The following is an 18,977-nucleotide window of genomic DNA, read 5'->3' as shown; positions in this document are numbered from 1 at the left end:
ACCCAAAGAGCGAAGTGTGACATGCCTTTTAATTTTAATTCATCGGAGTACGGTTACTCTCTTTCAGATCAATGTTATTCCATTATTCAATTGGCAAAACCTGCTGGATTTTACCGCTTAATTTTGCACCAAACGTTAGAATACCTGGAAATTGTTTGACAAGAGGTAAGAGGAGAGAATTAGCCCAGGGAGCCATCATTGCCAATCGGGCAAACACAGCAGCAGCATGGATACGTTTTACAAAGTGTTTGCGCCACTGTTTGGTATAGTCGGCGCCAGCGTTATTGAGCCCCTTGCCTGTCAGAATCTCATTTTTGTGGGCGATTAGGGTTTGGGAAAGCAGCCACGCAGATTGCATGGCCATACTGATTCCTTCGGCAACAACCGGGTGTGCTTCACCAGCCAGGTTACCCACAAAAAATTGATGATCTTTATAACAATGGCGAATGCCAGGGCGAATGGGGCCTGCAGCAAGCCAGTTCCCTTGACGTTCTGCCTGAATAAGCGTTTCTCGCACACCCCGGCAGTGAGCCATGAGGTATTGCAAGACCGCTTCACCCGCTGATAAACCGGGATAGTCTGATCTCAGATTATGTAAGGTATCACGACGAATACAGCACGAAAGTGTGACTCGTTGATGATCACTGTGAACGAGGCCCCCGTATCCACCTGGAAAAGCCAGTAAGGGCATTAAGTCAGAAGGTAAATTGGCATTTAAAAAGTGGGCTTTGAATGCCAATAGGTCGGACGGTTTATGGTCTTTACTATCCGGTCGCCCAACCTGTTTTTCCCAGGAACCATTCGCCATCACAATAACAGCCGCGCTGAGTTCTTTGGTTCCATTCCCGTCTCTGAAAGTACAGGTGAATTCATTCGCTTTAGGCTGCAGAGTTTTTGCTTCTGCAGGTTGCCAAATATGTGCTCCATAGGCTTGGGCTTCATGAAGGAGTGCGGTGTCCAAATGTTCTCGCCCCAAAGCCCTGCCCCCTCTGGCAATTGAAGAGCCAACAAGAGGCATGGCAGAAGTTACGACAGTATCCGCAGTATATAAACCAACACGCCTCACTTCTGGGCCACTGTGGGAAAGGTAAAATTCCGCCATTCCCAATTTCTGCAAAAGAGGTAAATTCGTCGCCGATAAAAATTCACCACACACTTTTCTGCGCGGGAAGCGTTTTTTTTCTATTAGACCTACTGACCAGCCTGCTTTAGCAAGTAATAATGCGGTTGTTGCACCGGCAGGGCCCCCTCCAATAATAAGTGCATCTAACTTCATCGATTTCATCCATTATTTTTCAAAATGAGAATGCTCCACCTAAAAGGGAAATGCCATTTAATTTGATAATTATGAAGATTTGCCTGCTGCAATAAATGCTTCAATTCCTTGCGGGTAAACCCTTTCTGAATAGAGGTGAGTCCGTCCAGAGTAATCAAGCGATTACCGAATAAAGGGCTGAGCAGTTTATAAAAATAATAGGCGATGGAATGCCTATGAAGATCATTAATGATAACTGCCTTACGTGTAGCGTTGCTTGCTTTGATGAGAAATTCAATGAGTTCCTCATCATCCAAATGATGGCAAACCAAGGTTAATAAAATGATGTCGACACTGTCTTGTTCTAAGGTCAATTCGGCCTGGTGCTGGAGTTGAAATTCAAGATGACTGCCAATGTGACGCTTTCTCTGTTGCCATTGTTTTAATTCGTTTTGCGCTAATTTGATTGCTTCGGCCGAGGTGTCTAAACCCAACATACGCATGTCAGGATAATAGTGATTGAGATGAAGCAAGAACAGGCCGCCGCCACAACCAACATCTACTAAAACAGACTCTTTAGGAAAACGCTTGAGTAATTTGACTACCTGTTTAAACGAACCGAGTAATTTATTTATTCTAAACAATATTTTTAAGCATTGTTCATACTCTTTTTGAGAGTAAAAGTCATGGCCAAGATCGATTAATTCCTTTCTTTTTGATCGTTTCGCTAGCATGAGTGTCACCAGGTCATTTGGTGATATCTTTTTAAAAGATAACGAGAATTTTCATTCTGCAATGATTAGGAGAGGATTACAAGGATGATGGATAATTATTAACTAGCTTGCTGCATTTATCTCCCTTCGTGTAGGATAGGGCGATTTTTAATAAAAATTATAATTAAGGGAAGATGATGAAACGATTACTAGTTGCGACAAGCCTGTTATTTGCCTCCACGGGGTTGTTTGCAGATTGTTCAGAAATGGGGATCAGTATACAGAATGATTCCAACCACAACTGTATATTAAAAAATTATATCATTCACTATGGCCTTTTTTCAGAGGGTTCAATTCCCACTACTATCCCCGCTAAAACGTCCACAAGCTTTTTTTATGGAAGCCAGGATAGTATTGGTGTAGGTATTACACTCGCGTATACCTGTGGCAATGAAACTGTCAAATTTTATTCAGGGCAAAACTACTGCAGCTTCTGGACTGGTGCAGGCGATATAGGGGGGATGCCTTATGACTCTAGTACGCTGAGTCTTTCCTACACGAAAACCGCAGGTAGCGCGCTGGCCAATTCTCCAGGCCATATTGTCTGGAGAATCTCCTAGCCAGGCAAGAAGGGCTGTCTTTTTAAGACAGCCTTCGATTTGCCAAACGATTGGAAGGAAAAAATAACTTATAATTTAAAAGTTAAATTGTCTTCCATTGTCTTTAACTCAGCTGCATCCAACGGGAAATTAACAGTCCAGGGTCTGATAGGTTTTGGCAAGACAGTTTCTGTGCAATGCAGTTTTAAATCCTCAGCAGAAACATGATGAATATCGAATTCATCAGCCAGTAGTTTTACACCCTCTTCAAAACTTGCCAGAACTTTTTGTACTGAACCGCTGCCTTCTTGTTTAGAAAATTTCAACAGCTTTGATTGAGAATCCCAAATTAACGATTTACGTCCTTGCTCGCTAATGATTCCAATAACCGTTTTATCATCACGGATGGGAATTGCTGATGGATGGCATTGAAGTTTTAGCAAATTCACTTTGGCGGTTTGGAGACTTATAGGCGATAAATCAGTCTGCATTAACCGGAGCCAGCCCTGACTCGTTTTTTTTTCAAGAATGTATAAATCACTAGCGCGATAAAACTTGAATACATCATTGTCCTGATTAATGGGTTCATCCTCTCCCGTAATAATAATGGGCATGCGCGGGGCTGAAGAACCCATGCCTGGGTCAAGGAGAAATTTTACCTGGTTGATGGTAACGATTAGAAAAAGATGGGTGGGTGGTCGTGCTAATACCTCTGAGTCATTAATCGCCGCGCCCAGAAGGACATGTGCAGCACAGAGTTCTGTTTTATACCCCAACTGAGTCAGGGCATCAAATAGTAAAGCGGCCGTTTGAAAACAGTAGCCATCATGTTGAGAGGAAAGCATCTCTTTATAGCTGAAAAAAGATAATGAATCGCGCTGAATGGGATGCTGGCGAGCGATTTTTCGCAGCTCAAAATTAGAATAGGGAAACGTGGTCACATGCGCAAAATAAATCTTGCGCAAAAAGTTAATACTGTCTTCTATTAACGCATCAGAGAACTCAGGGGCAGCAACCTGTATTTTTTTTAGATATTGCTTTAGATTAATAGGTTTCACTGTTGCCATAATGAAATTAGCCCGTATAGGATCGATGGAAGATCATAACTTTATCCAACTGGTGTTGCCAAGGACAGTTTGCCGCGCAATTTTAACTCGTTTCTAGCTGTACTCTACAGTCGGTATTTCGGCTAATAGTGACTGTGCGTTATAGCCTGTCAGAGTTTGCAGTCTCTTTAGGTCTTCACGAATTTCTACCACCAATTCAAGATCGGCAACACGTGTAAAGAAATCGTTGATGTTATAGTCTGATTGCAATTGTTTTAATGCTTTGACGAACGGCATATATTCTGGCGGCACCGGAAAAAATTGGGGTGTAACAGCGGTTTGGGGTAAATCATATTTTTTTAGTAGGGTATTCAGGGTTGCTTGAAAAAGCGTCTCGAATTCGGCCAGTTTATCGATGAGCGGTTGTGCGATCTCTGCATATTGCGCGTCGACTTGGATTGCACTTAACTCGGTGGGGGTATATTGCACCGTTTGCAAATGACGGAGGTTAGCGAAGTAAATAAGGTCAAGCCGCTCATTATATTGAGCTAGTTGCTCTTGATTCGCGATGAGGTAATCGGTGCGTAAAATAGCTTGTTTATGCTGTAGCACACGCTCTTTGCTGCTATGGGCATCCAGACGATTGGGATTAAACTCGGTAGCCCATTTAATGGACCGTCTTAAAAATAAAAAATTCATCAATAAATAATTGGTTCGGCAATTAACATCATAGAACAGATGTAAGATCTCCAATTCATGCACTAAATCATCAATGATTTGTATCGCTTCCTCTGCGTTTTGGGTATGTGGAATAGTACGATTATATTTCTGTAATGCTTCTTGAGCCCATTTAAGCGCCAGAGTGGGTTCGGGAGTAAAAAGGTGGATGTTTGCTCCACCCTGAATCTCTTTATAAATTTTTTTCGCTAAATCCTCAAGTTCCTGTTCAGTGAAGTCTTGGATATTAACCGCTGGGGGCGTCACATTTCCCGCGCTTGCCAGTGCATGGGATCTGGCCACACCAAGATCATACTGATACTCTGCTTTGGGCGAGGAATGACGATAATTAGTTGATAAATCAGAATAATAATAACTAAGGTTAGGCCAGTAATGGGACTTTACTACTCGCTTGTGGGGAGTAAAATCTTGCAAGAAGGGCTTGATAATGGCTCTTACATCCTCTAGTGGAATGTTTTTTGATTTAGCCGTTTCGTTAATTGCCAATGCTTCTAGTCGTTCTAACTCCAATCTTTCGAATTCTTCTAATTCTTTTAAGCGTTCCGACGTTAATACATCCTCTTCGTCTATGGGAAATTTTTTCCAGGGTTCTTCTTGCCTGATAAGGATAGACATGTTGTTACAAAAGCTTGACACAATCAGGCTTTTCTTAAAGTAGCCAATTCTAAATCCTTCCGCTTGTTTATCGGATTTGATTCGCTGCAATAACTCCTTAATACCGGCAATGGTTACTGCATCATAGTGCAGAGGAAAGGAATTACAACTTTCCCTGAAAATCCCGCGTTTATCCTCTTTTGAGTTAGCAAAAACACTCTCGCTTAATTGCTTATGCAATGTTTGTATTTCTTCCATAGTGAGGGTTGCTTTTGACGGTGTCATTAAACGCTCACAGAGAGTTGTTGTTGCATGAAATAAATCATACACACAGCCTCTCCCTTTCGGTTCTCTGGCATTATAGTGACGCCAGTTTTCAAAGTTGAGAAAAAATTGATGATCGGTGAATAACAAAAAAAGGAGTTCCGGTCGGATTTTTTTTAAATACAGTAACGGCGGTTGTGTGAGTTGTAATGCTGAATCCTCGATAGGATTAAAATCAAAGGACTGGCGTTGGGCCGCTTCGCGTTCTTTTAGATCTAATTCAGCAAACGGAAGGGTGAACCCTTTAACATGTACTTTTTTTATAAAGGCCGACAGTTGTTTCGTTCTTTGTTCGTCGGATGATAAGGCCAAAATATCTGTACAGCGGCGGGAGATATAATCAGGGCTTAATTCACTCTCATCATTTCCCTGCAGTTCGAGAATACCCCCCATTGGAAAGCGGCTTCTAAATAGGGAGTCTTTAGGATCACTGGCTTCCTGGCGTGTTGAGTGGGCTTTAAAATACTTCTGAGTAATCGCCTTTTTTATAGCGGTTGCAATTTTTTGAGGATAGTCTCTGTCATCATAAAAGGTTGTTAATTCTGGAATAAAAATATAGCGTGTTACCGGCATAGTAGTCTCGTTCTATTAAGTATCTAGCATAATATCAAATAATTTTGAGTTAATAGTTAATCTTTGTGTTCTATATTAAAACTATGGAGTGCTTGATCAAGAGAAGCGATACCTCATGCGTGAAAAGAAAAAATCCCTGACAATTCCATTGCTGAGACCAAGACGGAGATAATCATGAAATCCTTTTTGCGATTTTATGCGGCATTCGTTAGTAGCGTCGCCATCCTGGTAACAACACCTGCCTGGTCGGTCATTATCCTGGAGAGTACCTATCAAAAATCGGGTTTTAAGAAAGCGGAGTCTCTGGCCTTAGAGCCGCAATTTGCGTCCTTAATCTACCTTGAGGGTGACGAAAGCTCGGGTTCTGGATCGTGGATTGGTAACTATAAGGGACATGGGTATGTCTTAACGGCAGGTCATTTATTTACAGATGGGATCAAGGCGTCTTATTACACGTACCAGACTATTGATGGAACAGAATATCAGGGTGAGGCGGTTTTCTTTCATCCTTTATGGAATGGAAATCTTACGACTCGGACTGGCTATGATTTTGCCATCGTACGTTTGAAAGAGAAGGTGACAGATGGCGGGGCTCAGCCCGTTCTGTATGGGGGAAATCATGAAAAAGGAAAGATGTTAACCTTTATTGGTTATGGTTGGCGTGGGGCTGGTAAAAAGGGGCAGGATACTTCAATTGACACCGGTGATCGTCCAGCCGCAGCTAAGGGATTAATTGAATCTGTTGAGGAGGCTGTTGAACCGGTACCTAAAAAAGGGGATGCCGGCAATTACATAGGGATTTGGTTACCTAAAGAAGATGGTTCGCTGTCTAATCCATTTACGGAGGAGGGTATTACTAAACCAGTTTCTGCGCTTTCAGGTATTCTTGGTTCGGGAGATAGTGGTGGCCCTGCGTGGATTAGAACTGAAAATGGTTGGGCCATTGTAGGGATTAATTCAAATGGTAGTGGAAATGCTGCCTATGGTGACAAATCGTGGTTTCCACGAATAAGCCATGTCCGTGGATGGATCGAGCAAATCGTGCCCAACACCTTATTTACAAAGTAAAATCCCTCATGCTGAGACAGGAGTCAATGTTGTCTCTTTCGGTCAGCTCTCTGCCCAAAAGAGTTGTTTCGGGCTGTTCGAAATCCAGGTATTTTCTGCAGCTTGTAAGAGCAGGATTGCATTGACGTAACTGCTCTAACGCTGTTTTCCCTCTCTTAAGTATTTTCTTTGCCCATTGATCATCCAGGGTAAAGGAAAGATCCACCAAGTGGCGCACAATATTAGCCAAAACAAGATCGCCAGCCCATCGCTCAATTTTATTGCTTGATTTCCCTACCAGTGCTTCATGAGAAGCAGGAAATAACCAGCTTGCCGAATGATGCTTATAGTCTACTCCAGAGACGGAATGGATTGTATTTTCAGTCTTGTCGAGAACGCCACTAAAAAAAGGCGTGTTTACCCGGTATTCTTCAGGAAGATATCGCAGGATATAGGCCCAAAGGTTAAGATTACCCGTGTTTGATAAATAACTGTGTACCCCTAAATGCATCGGTGCTTTGGGGCGATAGGATGGGACTTTAAGGTATCGTAATCGGTCGGTAGGCCCCCCTGCTACCGAGTCAATATAATGGAGGTAAACTGCCTCGATGTTGATGTCTTTTTTTACTGCTTTTCCTTCAAGCCATTCCTTCATTTGAAGCAGAAGGAATGCACCACGACTCCAACCTACCCCGCAAACGATCAAGCTATCGCCTGCCATAGCGGCTTCATCAGACTGTTTTTTTAAAAAGCGCTTAATTTTTTCAAAATTAGCATTAATGCCGCTATCACCTATATGCCCGTCGATTAAAGCACTGACCGATTTTATTAGCGAGCCCTTGTCATTAGTCACATCGGTACCTGGGCCATCAAGAACAAGTCGATGTTCCTCTTTGCACTGTTCAGCTAATTGGTTAATAAAATTACCTGGATCAAACATTAACCAGGTAGCCGCGTTGCGGAAATTAAAAAAGCCGAAAAATCCGTCTCTAACCGATTGCTTTTGGGTTACTGAAACGGTTCCGTTAGCAAGAATAAGAACTTTTCTAATACCCATTGTCGGATTTACTCTAGAGTTTGCGGGGCAATAATGGTACTTAATTAATACGTTTTGTAAAATATTTTCTGAATAAAAAGAGGAAAAATCCCTGCTGCACTCTTCAGTGGAATATGCGCCAGAATCTCACCTAATGGGTATAGGTTGTAAATAACAAGAAAAGTAAATAAGCGAATTGCCTGCAAGTTGCCCACTGGTGTATGCTTGGCGCGAATTAAATAAAGAACAGATCAAGGAGAAGAAATGACTTCTTTCAGTGGAGAGATGGCGTCATTAGAACAGCTGGGACTTTTACCGAATTCCAAGGTTACCTCTTACAAAAACCCTGGGGAATTTTGGTTGGGTTTAGCAAAACCTGCTTATTTACCCATCGCAAATGGTTTGGCGGCCTGTTTTTATGCAGTAAGGGCCATCTGGTCTGTTCTGCGTACGGTGGGCAATTTAGTTATTTGCAAACCGATGGCTGCCAGTGATGCCTTGTCGGATCTAAGCGTAGAAGTTTCATTAGGGCTTCTTATGGGAGTAATGGCACCTATTAACCTGCTCTGCTCAGCAATGGAATTCATGTTTAATATAGCGTCTTGCTGGATTGCAGGAAAAGAAATCACAGACGACTTATCCAAAAAGAATTGGTTTAAAAAATTTGCTACTGACGCAGGTGAAGTGGAGCATCTTCTCCCGTCGTCAAAATATTTTATGAATCGATTCTTTAATAGCTATAAAGATGTAGGCAACTTTCTTGGGGGCGTATTTTATACAGCAGGTATGCCAATTGAAACGGGATTTCATTCACTGCATCACGCTTTGCGAGCAGTAGAAAATGCCCTAAATTGTATTGCCAATGTGATTATAGCCAGGCCTCTCCATGCTCAGGAGTGTTTCCGTGATACGAGTGTCGATTTATCCTTAACTCTTTCTCTGGCAATCATGACGCCGATTAATGCCCTGGTCCAGGGAATTGAAGTCATTACCCGCCTTGGGACTACCTGGGTGTCTGCTTGTATGGAGGGTGAGGATCCGGCTTATAGAGGGAGTGGCCAAATAATTTAGTCTAATACCTCACGGTGTACCCGGATTACAGGCAAAGGGAGTCCGGGTGCAAGTTTAAAAAGGGATGACCATTGTGAGTGCTCTCTTTGAGGTCTTTGGCTATAGTAAATATAACAGCCATAGCGATAGGGAAGTCTTGTGCAGCAGAACCATGTCTATATAGGAACCTCTGGTTGGAGTTTTGATGGTTGGATTGGTATCTTTTATCCAGAAAAGATCAAGCCTAAAGAGGTCTTGCCTTATTATGCGACGACCTTTGATTCTGTCGAGCTTAATAATAGCTTTTATCAAATACCAAAAGAGAAAAATATAAAAACCTGGTTAGAATTAACGCCTGAAAATTTTGTTTTTTCCTGCAAGGCTAATCGCTATATTACCCATATAAAACGATTACAAGAAACGAATGAGACTGTTGAAAAACTATTAAACGCGTTTAGCCATTTTGAAGAAAAACTAGGTCCAATTTTATTTCAATTTCCTCCTTACTGGCCTTTAAACATCCCTCGGCTACAAGAGTTTATAGAAAGCTTGCCTCTCAAATACCTCTACACCTTTGAGTTTCGCCATAAAAGTTGGTTTTGCCCAGAACTGTATGACTTACTTAATGCGCATCAAATGGCACTTTGCTTCTATGATCATAAAAATTATCAAACCCCGGAAATTGTGACGGCTTCCTTTATCTATATCCGCATGCATGGTCCAGAGATAGAGGCATATAAAGGGGCCTATGACGATTACAAATTAGCTGAATGTGCCGAGAAAATTATCCATTGGCAAAACGATGGAAAAGCAGTTTATTGTTATTTTGATAATGATGAAAAAGCGAATGCACCCCAAGACGCATCGCGGCTCAAAAGGATGGTAGAGGCGAAGGCCAGGGAAATCCAACCAGATTAAATTTTCTCATCTTACAGGGTGTTATCTTGAGGGATTTGTTTTGAAAAAAGGCTCAGGTAAACCGCGATAAGGTGTTTTGATTGCAAATAAATTGCCTGATGCAGGATTTTGTTGTAACTGTTCATTACTTAAACCCATGCGAGCAGAGGTAACATAGAGAGTGGAAAGATCGTAATCACCAAAGGCCACACTGGTGGGCCGTGGAATCGGTAATGGGATGGAGCTGACTTTTTCCCCCAGTGGGCTGTAACGATTAATACAACTGCCATCCCACATGGCAACCCATAAAAATCCATCCGCATCAACGGTTAGACCATCTGGTAACCCGTCATTATCAGGTATAGCGATAAAGTGTTCTTTGTTAGTGATTGTTCCGTTTTGCAAGTCAAAGTCAAAACGATAAATCGTGTGAACCATTGAATCGGCAAAATACAAATGTTTGTTATCAGGACTAAAGCCAATACCATTCGATAAGATAAACCCCTCGGCCATCGGTTTAAACGATAAGTCCGCGGTTAATTGAAAGAGAATACCAATCGGTGACTGCCAATCTTTGGCTGCCGTACCCGACCAAAAACGTCCTTTGCGATCACATTTCCCATCGTTAAAAATCACCGCTTTTTTGGCATAAGGATCGGCAATAAGGTCTAATTGCCCTGTTTTTAAATTGACGAAGGCATATCCCTGTTCAACAGTAACCAGTAAGTAGTCAGGCGAATGCAAGGCAACACTGGTGACTATCTGGTCTAAAACAATGGCACGATTCTCACCCGTCAGTGGATTGAAACGATAAATCGCTGGTCGAAGGCAATCAAGCCAGTACAGAACCCCTTCTTCTACAGACCATAGAGGGCTTTCGCCCAAGATGGCTTCAGTATTTAAAACCGTGTTTGGATTAGATATTTTCATAATAATAGCAGCCGGGCACTCTTTTTATTATTCAAATAAATGGGACGATACCTTCGCCTCAGAATGTAAAAGAAGAACGGGAGTCATCTAATCCTACATGGGGATGCCCTTCTTCGTGCAACGCTTGAGATTGTTGTTCTTTGGCCTTGGTAAAGGTATCAAGGCTATTTAAGAAATAACTTAAAGGCTTGGAACGACGTTTGTTGAGCTCAAGAATCATAGTTTTAATGAACTGGCCTTCCTCTGATTGAAAGCAAGCCTGCTCAAAATCATATTTGTTTCTCCAGTTAGGATGATGGGTGATTTTGGGAACTGGCAATTTATCACAGGCTAGCTCATACAAGGTATTCGCCAGAGTTTGCCGTTGCAATCGCTCCAGATTCATTTCATTGTCTTTATAAACAGAGGATTGGTAATAAGCGGCAGACGTGCTCGTTTGGGAACTGCGGACCATTTTTGTAGATGAGATGACAAGACCTTTGACATCACTAATAATAATGTCGCCATCCTGATTCAATAGAACATTGCTGGGTTTCAGATCCGTATACCAAACATCATGTTGGTTTAATTCTATAAAGAACGCCAGGAACTGGCGTGCATACAAAAGAATTAATGGGTTCAAATCGATTGCTGTTTCGTCGTTTCCTTGTTGGTGTAATTCATCAAAAAGCCTTTCAAGGCTACCGTGTTCATAATACTCACTACATTCCAGATAAGTTACTTCGTGACGGTCGTCTTCGAGCTGACTGAGAAAATAAGGTTGAGGGATCTGTTTCATGCCCGCGATACGTTCCCGCGCTATTCTGGGTGAAATCCCTGCGGCATCCTCGCTGCTGTTCAATCTTAAAAAGCGGACAACACAATGCTGTTCTTTTGCCAGGGAGATTCTAACAAGTGGGTTATTGCCGCCACCCAGAGAGGCTACTTTATAATGCGGGTTGATAGCGGTAATACGGGCTTTAATTAAGGTTTTAAAACTGTCCTTGCCTTCATACTCTCTGTAAAGTGAAACCAGATTAATTTGCTGGAAAAGGTTCACTACTTCCAATCGTAACCGGTGCTTATTAATAATTTGTTCAACTTGCCTTTGTGTCCTAAACAGCGGATGGTCGGCAAACCAGGTTCGAATGGGTTGTTCGGCTTCTTTTTTTACAAAGGTTTTTTTATGAAAAGCAATCAATTTATCGAGGTAATGTTGCAGACGTTCAGGGTTATAGACTTCACAACGATTCATTTTTTTTAAAATGGTATTGAGTTCATTAATTTGTTTTCTTTTTTGGCTGAGCAAACCGCCAGCAACCGGGAGTAGATCAAACATAATTATCCATCCTTGGTTATCTTATGTTCTAACTATAGACAAAAAATCAAACATATGATGTCTTTTTGTTCAATCAAAAGGGTTTACACGACATACACGAGGATTCAGGGATGGAAAAAAATAAATTTCTTGCCTAATGATCGGCTTAATAATCACTTAAGCTAGCTTTGCTAAGATGAAATCAAATGATAGTTATAAAGTGAATATCATGAGCAATAATAAAATTTCACCTCGTTTAGCAGCTGGCTTTTTTGGTGCTCATTATCATCCCAAGACTGCTTATAAGGATTTGGCACCGAATGTTGTTGGTGTTTCTCCTAAACAGGAAGACACGACAAACATAACAGAAAAAAAGCCACCTGTAGTGCCAAAATTGAGAGAGGCCGTAATGAAGTCCCTCATGGAGGCGTCGTTACAACCTCAAAATCCGTTAGCGATTTTTGCAAAAGATTAGCTTTTAGCGACCAGCCGTTTAAATAAAAGTACTGGCTTTAAAAAAGGGATTATTCGTTAATAATCCCTCTTTATTCACGATGCTTGCTCTTTAGTTTTATTCTTGTATTATCCCGTTCCCTTTAAATAATTTTGAGAAATAAGATGACAAGACTAACGTATACTCCTGAGCAACTCTTAAATCTAAGAGCCTACGCACCCAAAGAAAAACCAGCGGGAATACCGGAAGAACTTTGTATTTCCAAATACGGGAATATAGACACCCTATTTAATGGCAGAACAGGGACCTCCTGTAGGCCCGTTGAAAAAATCAGGTTTGAGGATGATTCGAACATTGGAAACTCACCATTGGTTTGCATCTAACTAGATTGGTCGTGAATAAGAGTCAGTCATACCCGATAGTGTTAAACGTTTCGTTCAATCATCCAGCTTGAACGTGGTGCTATTCTCCCTTTCCTCTGTGATTTGACCCTGACTTCCTTTATCTGAAGGTGTTACTAATACAGGGGGGAAATGTTGATGATCGATAGGCGACGTTGGCTCAGGCGTTCCTCTACCCCCGAGTCTTTTTATTATTGTAGTAGGACTATGCTCAGTTACAACATTTACTACAGTATCAACAAGGCCCAATACAATTTTGGCCAGGTCTGGTTCTTGTTCAAACGCAGGGCCTGTTTCTTCTATGACGATTACCGGGCGTAGGTCAGGATCGTCCGGAGGACCAATCTCGTTAATACTCACCTGCAATTTCACAGCAAATAATTCGTGAACGCTTGCAAGAAGCGAGTGTTTCGCTAAAAAAACCAATGCCATAACAGTTAAACAACTGACACTGAGAAAGAAGCTAGGTGGAATTAGACACATGAAGGCTACTGTCAGGGTTGTAAAACCGGCTGCTAATAATTTAACCCATACGGTTTCTGAAGAGCGTTCGATCAAATTAATACTTCTTCTTTGCTGGGCTTGTTTTTCCCAGGGAGCCGATTTATCGATAACAAAATCAATGGTTTTCTTTTGTTGATAATTGATAAACAATGAACAGACGCTTTTCACGACATCACTAAAGCTACTGGCAATAAAAAGGCAGGCAGGAATTATAGTCATATGCCCTATAGCCATTAAAGCTAATAGATAGGCGATAATGGTTAGTGTTTTTGCGAGCGTTTCGAAGAATAAATAATACACTTTACGTGGGTTGGTTGTCGTACCATAAGCCAACGTGCTGCGCCAAATCCAGCTAAGGGTCAGACTGTTATAGATGACGCCAAGCAGTGGCATATTACGCAAGATAGAGACCGATTTAGAGAGCCAGTGAATGAGTGGTGGGGCAATTCTCTCAATCCAGATAAGAATGGCATGTCCTGCGCCACTGTTATAAGCCCAACTGCCCAAACCAATACTGGAGAGGGCGCCGGCAATTAGAGTCCACCAATAAGAAGGCTTCGTTTTATCAATTACTTTTAACAAGTAACCCAGATGATGATGGCCATCATGATAAAGATGGGTCAAAAGCTCATAAAGATTTTTAGAGTTCGCAAAGAGTTTTTCATAGGCGCCCTCTGTTTTAGAATCAGCTTTAGAAGCACGGTTAGGCCTATTTTTTTTAACGCCAAGACTGCCTAAGATAGCAAGAAGAAGCGGATCATTCTCATCTTTTAACTCAATGAATTCAAAGAGATCCTGGCAAGGATAATTTAACTCGAGACATTCTTTTTCTAAACTCTCTTTGGTAAAGTCCAAATTTGCCCCTTGCAAATAGCGTAAAACAATGAGCTTAAGGGTTTTGGCTTTCCTATCACTTAATTTAGGCATCGTTGAATCTCTTCTTCATTAAAAGACCACTTTCTTATGCTCAGTTGCTTGAATTTGGAAATTAGAGCGTTTCATAGGCGTATTTAACGGCAGCACTTATTTGTAGTGACTTGATAAAACGCATACGCTTGGATGTTCCGGGCGGATCGTAAGAAAATGGTGAGTAGAAGACAAGATCAAAAAGCATTATTTTATTTCAAGATAAAATTAAATTGAAGCCAAAGAGGGCCTGAGTGCCTTTTAATGCAAGTTGTACTTCCTTATAATTTGACCGATATCATCGATCTTGCGATGTTCGTCATTTCTAGCTAATTCATCTTCGATGAATGACAAATTCGCCAGGCACTGAAACATTTGAAGAGAGGCAGAACCTATCACTATGCAACGATTACCTATATTAAAGCCTGGTGATAGTGTTGAAATAATTGCACCTGCCTCCCGTTGTACTGATGAGGTATTAAGTGATCTGAACAATTTGCTGGAGTCATGGCAATTAAATTGCATCATTGATCAAGCTATTTTTGGGAATGACTTGTTATGCGCTAATACTGATGAAATACGCTTCAATCTGTTAAGAAAGGCTCTATTAAATCCAGCAACCAAAGCGGTTATTTGTGCCCGTGGCGGCTATGGCAGCATGCGCTTACTGCCTCAACTAAGTCAAATAACACCGGTAAATCCTCCCAAACTCTTTGTTGGTATGAGTGATATCACTGCGATTCATTTGTTTCTGGAGCAACAGTGGCAATGGCCAACTATTCATGGTGCGCTTGCAAGAGATAAATTTTCTCCTGAATCGATTCATTCATTAAAATCAATCTTATTTGGAGACGTGGAACAAATTAGCTTATCGGGTTTGCCGCTGAATGAACTTGCTGCAAGCGATAAGGTAATCGAGGCGAGGTTAACAGGAGGAAATTTAACCCTGGTACAAACAAGTATTGGCACAATATGGCAACTTGATGGGCAAAACAAAATTATTTTTTTAGAAGAAGTAGGCGAGCGAGGCTATCGTGTTGATCGCATGCTGGAGCATTTATCCCAGGCAACTGTTTTTAAAGAGGCAGCAGCTATTTTATTTGGTGATTTTCTTACTGGCAATGAGCCAAATGGCTCTTCTCTGGTTAAACCGGTATTGGAGCGATTTGCGCAAAACAGCCCCATTCCCGTTGCACAAATAGAAGGAATTGGGCATGGTTATACAAACTTCCCTCTCTTATTGGGAGCGGTGGCCAAATTGCAATTGGGGGAGCGAGTCGAGTTAACTTGTTTTAGATAACAATCAATTAGAGTCTTCTTCCAAACTATTAAGAGACTCGTTAAAGTTTTTTTATCTTTCTCAATCTCAGGGAGGATTAAATTGAGAGATCGAAAGTTCCTGAAATTAGGTGAAAAACCACTTAAAATGGCCTGCCGTTCCATTGATAAAATCGCGCAACCTTTATTTGAGTCATTTGATTTGACTTTTTTTTCTTATAAATTATCACAGGGGGATAAATTTATATTTCTAACCAATAACTATCCCTGGCTTAAGAATTGTATTGATAAGGACTATGCGACTTACCTCTCATCATTTCAACCTGAGCATGAGATTATTATTTGGGATGCGCTTCCTAAAGATAATCCGGTAATGGTTGTTTATAACGATGCGAAAGAAAATTTCAACATTGCTCATGGGGTTACTATTATCAAAAGTAGTGTAGCCAAAGAAGAGCATTTCAATTTTGCGACAACCAGAGACCATTATGAAATGAATAATTTCTATTTTCAGCATCAGGAAATTCTTGAACGCTTTATTCTTTATTTTCGTGATAAAGCGAAAAAAATTATTGATGCTGCTTTGACGCATGCACTTTCTTTGCACGAACTGGGACTGATTAAAAGCGCCCTAGTGCAACAAGAATTTTATCGTGAAATCGATTATTTTATAGAAAATACCCAGATTAAGGCGATTCAGATCGACGTGGAAGGAGAAAGTATTGATCTTAATTACACATTAGCCCATACGGGCTATTATTTGCTTCAGGGGTTAAGTACGAAGGAAATCGCAAGAGCCTGTTATGTTTCAGTAAAGGCAGTGGAAGCAAGATTGGCTAAATTGAGAAAAATAACAGCCACTAAAAATAAAAAAGAATTAGTCGACTTTTTAAATAAAGGGGAGGTTAGAAAAGCCCTGGATTTAGCCTTACAAAAAAAATCAAGGCATGTACATAGCAAACTTGGTTGGATGAGCAGGCTTTTTTCCTAGTTTGGGTGCAACCCGGGAGTGTTAACTCCCGGATGGCGAAGTGCTGGTGTCATCTGCCTGTTAACGTTAAAAAAGGGACAGGCAAATCATGATGATTTTGGGCTCTTGTTGGATTAAAAAAACCACTTTGTCTTGCTGTGACTGACAGGTCGTAACTTAATTGCTGGTATTTGCTCTGGCTTTGGGTATAGGCGCGTACCCTCATTTCAAATTGCCCAAAAATACCATCAGCAGCCAAGGCACTTACTTTGGAAGAAAGACCATTATTTCCAGGCTTCCCGTTATCAAAAGTAAATTCTGGATGTGATTGGGTGATGCAAATGTTTTGATCTAAATTTTCTGCCACCGTATCAAGGTCAAAACCACTACTGGTTTGAGTTGACGCAGTGGCTGTCAATCCATGTGCGCTATCCAGATTATAACCTTGATGATGCAGAAAAATGACTGCCAGGTTTTCTCTATTACTGCGCGCAATTAATCTACTCTGGGTAGACAAGAGTGCCGTTTCCTCCGTCATTGCGGCTTTCGGAATAAGGCGTTCAACCAGATAAGCTGCTCTTTTGGGATCGCCTACATCTTGATACAGGGTTCCATCATACGATGCTGCAATAACCTGAGAGCCACGGCAAATTCCACATAAGGGTTTGGGTTTAGAGGCTCGCTGCTGGATATAGACCAGGCTAAATTCCAATGCATCCCGTCTTGCATCGGAGAGTCCACTGTTTAAATAGGCAGGGAGTTTGGTTTTTAAATGCAATGGTTGGCCATAAAAGCGTGGGTCAATATCCTGGCCGCCGGGGATTAATACCCCATCAACCCGGTCAAACATCGATTTCGCATAGGCATAAAGTGCTGCCATTTGAGGAAATTTTGTCGGGTCATTGGCATGAAGTTCCCGCATGATTTCGATCATGACCATGGGGAAACTGATTTTTTCATTTTTCCAGCGTTCCACAAAAAGCAGATAAATTTCCGGGGGCAACAGGTGGTTATTTTTTTGATTAATTTTTGTTAATAAGTCCGCTTTTAACGCGTCTATCCTCCGAGAAGCCAATTGATTTAATTCAGTAATTTCTTTATCCAACTCGACTTCGTTGACAGTTGGGCAGTAATCCATGCGGACGGGATTAAGGTTGCGTGCCGCCAACATTGTTTCGGTCAGTGATCCGGCTACACCAGGCATACTATTATTCCATGAAACCAAGATGGCAGGTTGGCTATTTTTAACATGGATCTTATCAAAGTAGATGGTCTTATCGGTTACCAACTCGGCTACACCAAGCCGATCATCAGCGCGGATAATAACGTCTCTAGCGGTTGCTCCACCAACGATGGAAACATAGTCCATCGGACAGTTTTGCCAAATAACCGAATCAAATACTTGTAAATTATTTAAAGAGCAGTGGGAGACAGGGCATTGCTTAAACACAACCTGTTGCAGTTGGCTATGGTCAAAGCTGGTACCATTAAAGGAGCAATACTGTCCTTGCGTGTTTTTTATTGAGGCCTTATTGAGTACGGTGTTATTAAAGCTGCAATTTTCTATGTTGAGATTTTCAATCTTTGCGCCACTGAGATCACAACAGTCGAAGCTACAATTTTTTATTGTACCAAGCCCAGAAAAATCCAACTCAGTGAATAGTTCTGTTCTACGTAATACCTGTGTAGCCGTAACCATACTTTCGTCAGCATTTTTTCCTGGGATTTGAAAGACCGCTTTCTGAGGTACCGTAAAATTAAGATTCTCAAGAACAGGCAAAAAACCATGCGCCTGTAAGTAGTCTGCCAGCGACAATTGTTTGCCTTTGCCAAGTTCTTTTTTCTTTTGAGCCAGGTCATCTAACAGGTTTTCGAATTCTTGTTGGGAAATTGGTCGCATCATATCTCCAAATGGCTTAACTCTTGATGTAACGGAGAGAGCTTTTGTTTAAACACAGGTGATGAGTTGTTGCTGAAACAAAAACTATGCATGGATTCAAAAAGCCGTTAACAACGTATGCCAGGTTAAAAGTTTATAAATTATACTTGATGATTAAATTGTGATCAATAAGTAATGTGAAGAAGTGGGAGTACGAGGCTTCATGGTCCCTATGCAGAAAGTTGACAAGGTTTAGTGGCGAGTCATGCATTAATAAAGAAGGCATGATATGGTAAGGTCTTTGCAGACATAACCAAGCGGTCACACCAGGTCGATAAGGAAGAGGCCTTTAGGACATGAAAACCAGTCAATGGATAGTCACTTTATGGCTGGGGTTGCTCAGGTGCAAATGGTTGTCAGCAGTTATTGATACTCCAAACCCTTGTTAGGTCAATTAGATTCAAATAGGTTAGCTATTGGGTGTTT

The 18,977-nt window shown here is 41.4% G+C and carries 16 protein-coding genes; 7 read left to right on the top strand and 9 right to left on the bottom strand.

Features of this window, described 5'->3' with window-relative positions; all coding sequences use genetic code 11:
* Positions 1-82: 82 nt before the first annotated feature.
* On the bottom strand, positions 83-1,276 hold the full coding sequence (locus tag DYC89_RS13745; protein WP_115222299.1) for an NAD(P)/FAD-dependent oxidoreductase: 1,194 nt from the start codon (positions 1,274-1,276) through the stop codon (positions 83-85).
* Between the two features lie 5 nt (positions 1,277-1,281).
* On the bottom strand, positions 1,282-1,989 hold the full coding sequence (locus DYC89_RS13740; RefSeq protein ID WP_115222298.1) for a methyltransferase domain-containing protein: 708 nt from the start codon (positions 1,987-1,989) through the stop codon (positions 1,282-1,284).
* 176 nt (positions 1,990-2,165) lie between these two features.
* Between DYC89_RS13740 and DYC89_RS13735 the strand changes: the two genes are divergently transcribed.
* On the top strand, positions 2,166-2,588 hold the full coding sequence (locus DYC89_RS13735) for a hypothetical protein (protein ID WP_115222297.1): 423 nt from the start codon (positions 2,166-2,168) through the stop codon (positions 2,586-2,588).
* 68 nt (positions 2,589-2,656) lie between these two features.
* Here DYC89_RS13735 and DYC89_RS13730 read toward each other — a convergent pair whose 3' ends face one another.
* Together DYC89_RS13730 and DYC89_RS13725 are read right to left on the bottom strand one after the other, a co-directional pair.
* Positions 2,657-3,634 carry an arylamine N-acetyltransferase gene (locus DYC89_RS13730; RefSeq protein WP_245954006.1) on the bottom strand — a complete coding sequence of 326 codons (978 nt, stop codon included), beginning with the start codon at positions 3,632-3,634 and terminating at the stop codon, positions 2,657-2,659.
* A 93-nt stretch (positions 3,635-3,727) separates the two neighbouring features.
* Positions 3,728-5,842: a hypothetical protein gene (locus DYC89_RS13725; protein WP_115222296.1), complete on the bottom strand. Its 2,115-nt coding sequence runs from the start codon at positions 5,840-5,842 to the stop codon at positions 3,728-3,730.
* 174 nt (positions 5,843-6,016) lie between these two features.
* Between DYC89_RS13725 and DYC89_RS13720 the strand changes: the two genes are divergently transcribed.
* Positions 6,017-6,910 (top strand): trypsin-like serine protease, encoded by an 894-nt coding sequence (locus tag DYC89_RS13720; protein ID WP_115222295.1) that lies wholly within the window; start codon positions 6,017-6,019, stop codon positions 6,908-6,910.
* Here the strand turns inward: DYC89_RS13720 and DYC89_RS13715 are convergent.
* Positions 6,900-7,946, bottom strand: a complete 1,047-nt coding sequence (locus DYC89_RS13715; protein WP_115222294.1) for a hypothetical protein — start codon at positions 7,944-7,946, stop codon at positions 6,900-6,902. The two genes, DYC89_RS13720 and DYC89_RS13715, sit on opposite strands and share 11 nt — an antisense overlap.
* Before the next feature lie 243 nt (positions 7,947-8,189).
* Here DYC89_RS13715 and DYC89_RS13710 point away from each other — a divergent pair, with 243 nt between their 5' ends.
* Both DYC89_RS13710 and DYC89_RS13705 read left to right on the top strand, forming a co-directional pair.
* Complete coding sequence (locus tag DYC89_RS13710) at positions 8,190-8,996, top strand: type IV secretion protein Dot (protein WP_115222293.1); 807 nt, start codon at positions 8,190-8,192, stop codon at positions 8,994-8,996.
* Positions 8,997-9,134: 138 nt separating this feature from the next.
* Positions 9,135-9,893: a DUF72 domain-containing protein gene (locus DYC89_RS13705; RefSeq protein WP_115222292.1), complete on the top strand. Its 759-nt coding sequence runs from the start codon at positions 9,135-9,137 to the stop codon at positions 9,891-9,893.
* Between the two features lie 21 nt (positions 9,894-9,914).
* Here DYC89_RS13705 and DYC89_RS13700 read toward each other — a convergent pair whose 3' ends face one another.
* The gene (locus DYC89_RS13700; RefSeq protein WP_115222291.1) at positions 9,915-10,802 is read right to left on the bottom strand and encodes an SMP-30/gluconolactonase/LRE family protein; all 888 of its coding nucleotides are present in this window, start codon (positions 10,800-10,802) and stop codon (positions 9,915-9,917) included.
* A 58-nt stretch (positions 10,803-10,860) separates the two neighbouring features.
* Complete coding sequence (locus DYC89_RS13695; protein ID WP_115222290.1) at positions 10,861-12,120, bottom strand: hypothetical protein; 1,260 nt, start codon at positions 12,118-12,120, stop codon at positions 10,861-10,863.
* 208 nt (positions 12,121-12,328) lie between these two features.
* Here DYC89_RS13695 and DYC89_RS13690 point away from each other — a divergent pair, with 208 nt between their 5' ends.
* Positions 12,329-12,574: a hypothetical protein gene (locus DYC89_RS13690; protein WP_147285512.1), complete on the top strand. Its 246-nt coding sequence runs from the start codon at positions 12,329-12,331 to the stop codon at positions 12,572-12,574.
* Between the two features lie 416 nt (positions 12,575-12,990).
* Here the strand turns inward: DYC89_RS13690 and DYC89_RS13685 are convergent, their stop codons facing one another.
* Positions 12,991-14,385, bottom strand: a complete 1,395-nt coding sequence (locus tag DYC89_RS13685) for a hypothetical protein (RefSeq protein ID WP_115222288.1) — start codon at positions 14,383-14,385, stop codon at positions 12,991-12,993.
* Between the two features lie 379 nt (positions 14,386-14,764).
* On the opposite strand from DYC89_RS13685, the gene DYC89_RS13680 reads away from it, so the two are divergent.
* Positions 14,765-15,664 carry a S66 peptidase family protein gene (locus tag DYC89_RS13680; protein ID WP_115222287.1) on the top strand — a complete coding sequence of 300 codons (900 nt, stop codon included), beginning with the start codon at positions 14,765-14,767 and terminating at the stop codon, positions 15,662-15,664.
* Between the two features lie 81 nt (positions 15,665-15,745).
* A complete protein-coding gene (locus DYC89_RS13675) occupies positions 15,746-16,633 on the top strand; it encodes a helix-turn-helix transcriptional regulator (RefSeq protein WP_115222286.1) in 888 nt (295 codons plus the stop codon).
* A 49-nt stretch (positions 16,634-16,682) separates the two neighbouring features.
* Here DYC89_RS13675 and DYC89_RS13670 read toward each other — a convergent pair whose 3' ends face one another.
* Positions 16,683-18,515, bottom strand: coding sequence for a gamma-glutamyl-gamma-aminobutyrate hydrolase family protein (locus DYC89_RS13670; RefSeq protein WP_115222285.1), 1,833 nt, complete (start codon positions 18,513-18,515; stop codon positions 16,683-16,685).
* Between the last annotated feature and the right edge of the window lie 462 nt (positions 18,516-18,977).

The sequence above is a fragment of the Legionella donaldsonii genome (genome assembly GCF_900452385.1).
GTDB classification, from domain to species: Bacteria; Pseudomonadota; Gammaproteobacteria; order Legionellales; family Legionellaceae; genus Tatlockia; species Tatlockia donaldsonii.
This window is presented reverse-complemented; position numbering and strand designations above follow the sequence as displayed.

What these genes read in the sequence shown, in the direction of transcription:
- DYC89_RS13670 (WP_115222285.1), bottom strand. Translation starts at nt 18,515, where the DNA reads ATGATGCGACCAATTTCCCAACAAGAATTCGAAAACCTGTTAGATGAC.
- DYC89_RS13730 (WP_245954006.1), bottom strand. Translation starts at nt 3,634, where the DNA reads ATGGCAACAGTGAAACCTATTAATCTAAAGCAATATCTAAAAAAAATA.
- DYC89_RS13735 (WP_115222297.1), top strand. Translation starts at nt 2,166, where the DNA reads ATGAAACGATTACTAGTTGCGACAAGCCTGTTATTTGCCTCCACGGGG.
- DYC89_RS13680 (WP_115222287.1), top strand. Translation starts at nt 14,765, where the DNA reads ATGCAACGATTACCTATATTAAAGCCTGGTGATAGTGTTGAAATAATT.
- DYC89_RS13685 (WP_115222288.1), bottom strand. Translation starts at nt 14,385, where the DNA reads ATGCCTAAATTAAGTGATAGGAAAGCCAAAACCCTTAAGCTCATTGTT.
- DYC89_RS13700 (WP_115222291.1), bottom strand. Translation starts at nt 10,802, where the DNA reads ATGAAAATATCTAATCCAAACACGGTTTTAAATACTGAAGCCATCTTG.
- DYC89_RS13740 (WP_115222298.1), bottom strand. Translation starts at nt 1,989, where the DNA reads ATGCTAGCGAAACGATCAAAAAGAAAGGAATTAATCGATCTTGGCCAT.
- DYC89_RS13715 (WP_115222294.1), bottom strand. Translation starts at nt 7,946, where the DNA reads ATGGGTATTAGAAAAGTTCTTATTCTTGCTAACGGAACCGTTTCAGTA.
- DYC89_RS13725 (WP_115222296.1), bottom strand. Translation starts at nt 5,842, where the DNA reads ATGCCGGTAACACGCTATATTTTTATTCCAGAATTAACAACCTTTTAT.
- DYC89_RS13695 (WP_115222290.1), bottom strand. Translation starts at nt 12,120, where the DNA reads ATGTTTGATCTACTCCCGGTTGCTGGCGGTTTGCTCAGCCAAAAAAGA.
- DYC89_RS13690 (WP_147285512.1), top strand. Translation starts at nt 12,329, where the DNA reads ATGAGCAATAATAAAATTTCACCTCGTTTAGCAGCTGGCTTTTTTGGT.
- DYC89_RS13745 (WP_115222299.1), bottom strand. Translation starts at nt 1,276, where the DNA reads ATGAAGTTAGATGCACTTATTATTGGAGGGGGCCCTGCCGGTGCAACA.
- DYC89_RS13720 (WP_115222295.1), top strand. Translation starts at nt 6,017, where the DNA reads ATGAAATCCTTTTTGCGATTTTATGCGGCATTCGTTAGTAGCGTCGCC.
- DYC89_RS13710 (WP_115222293.1), top strand. Translation starts at nt 8,190, where the DNA reads ATGACTTCTTTCAGTGGAGAGATGGCGTCATTAGAACAGCTGGGACTT.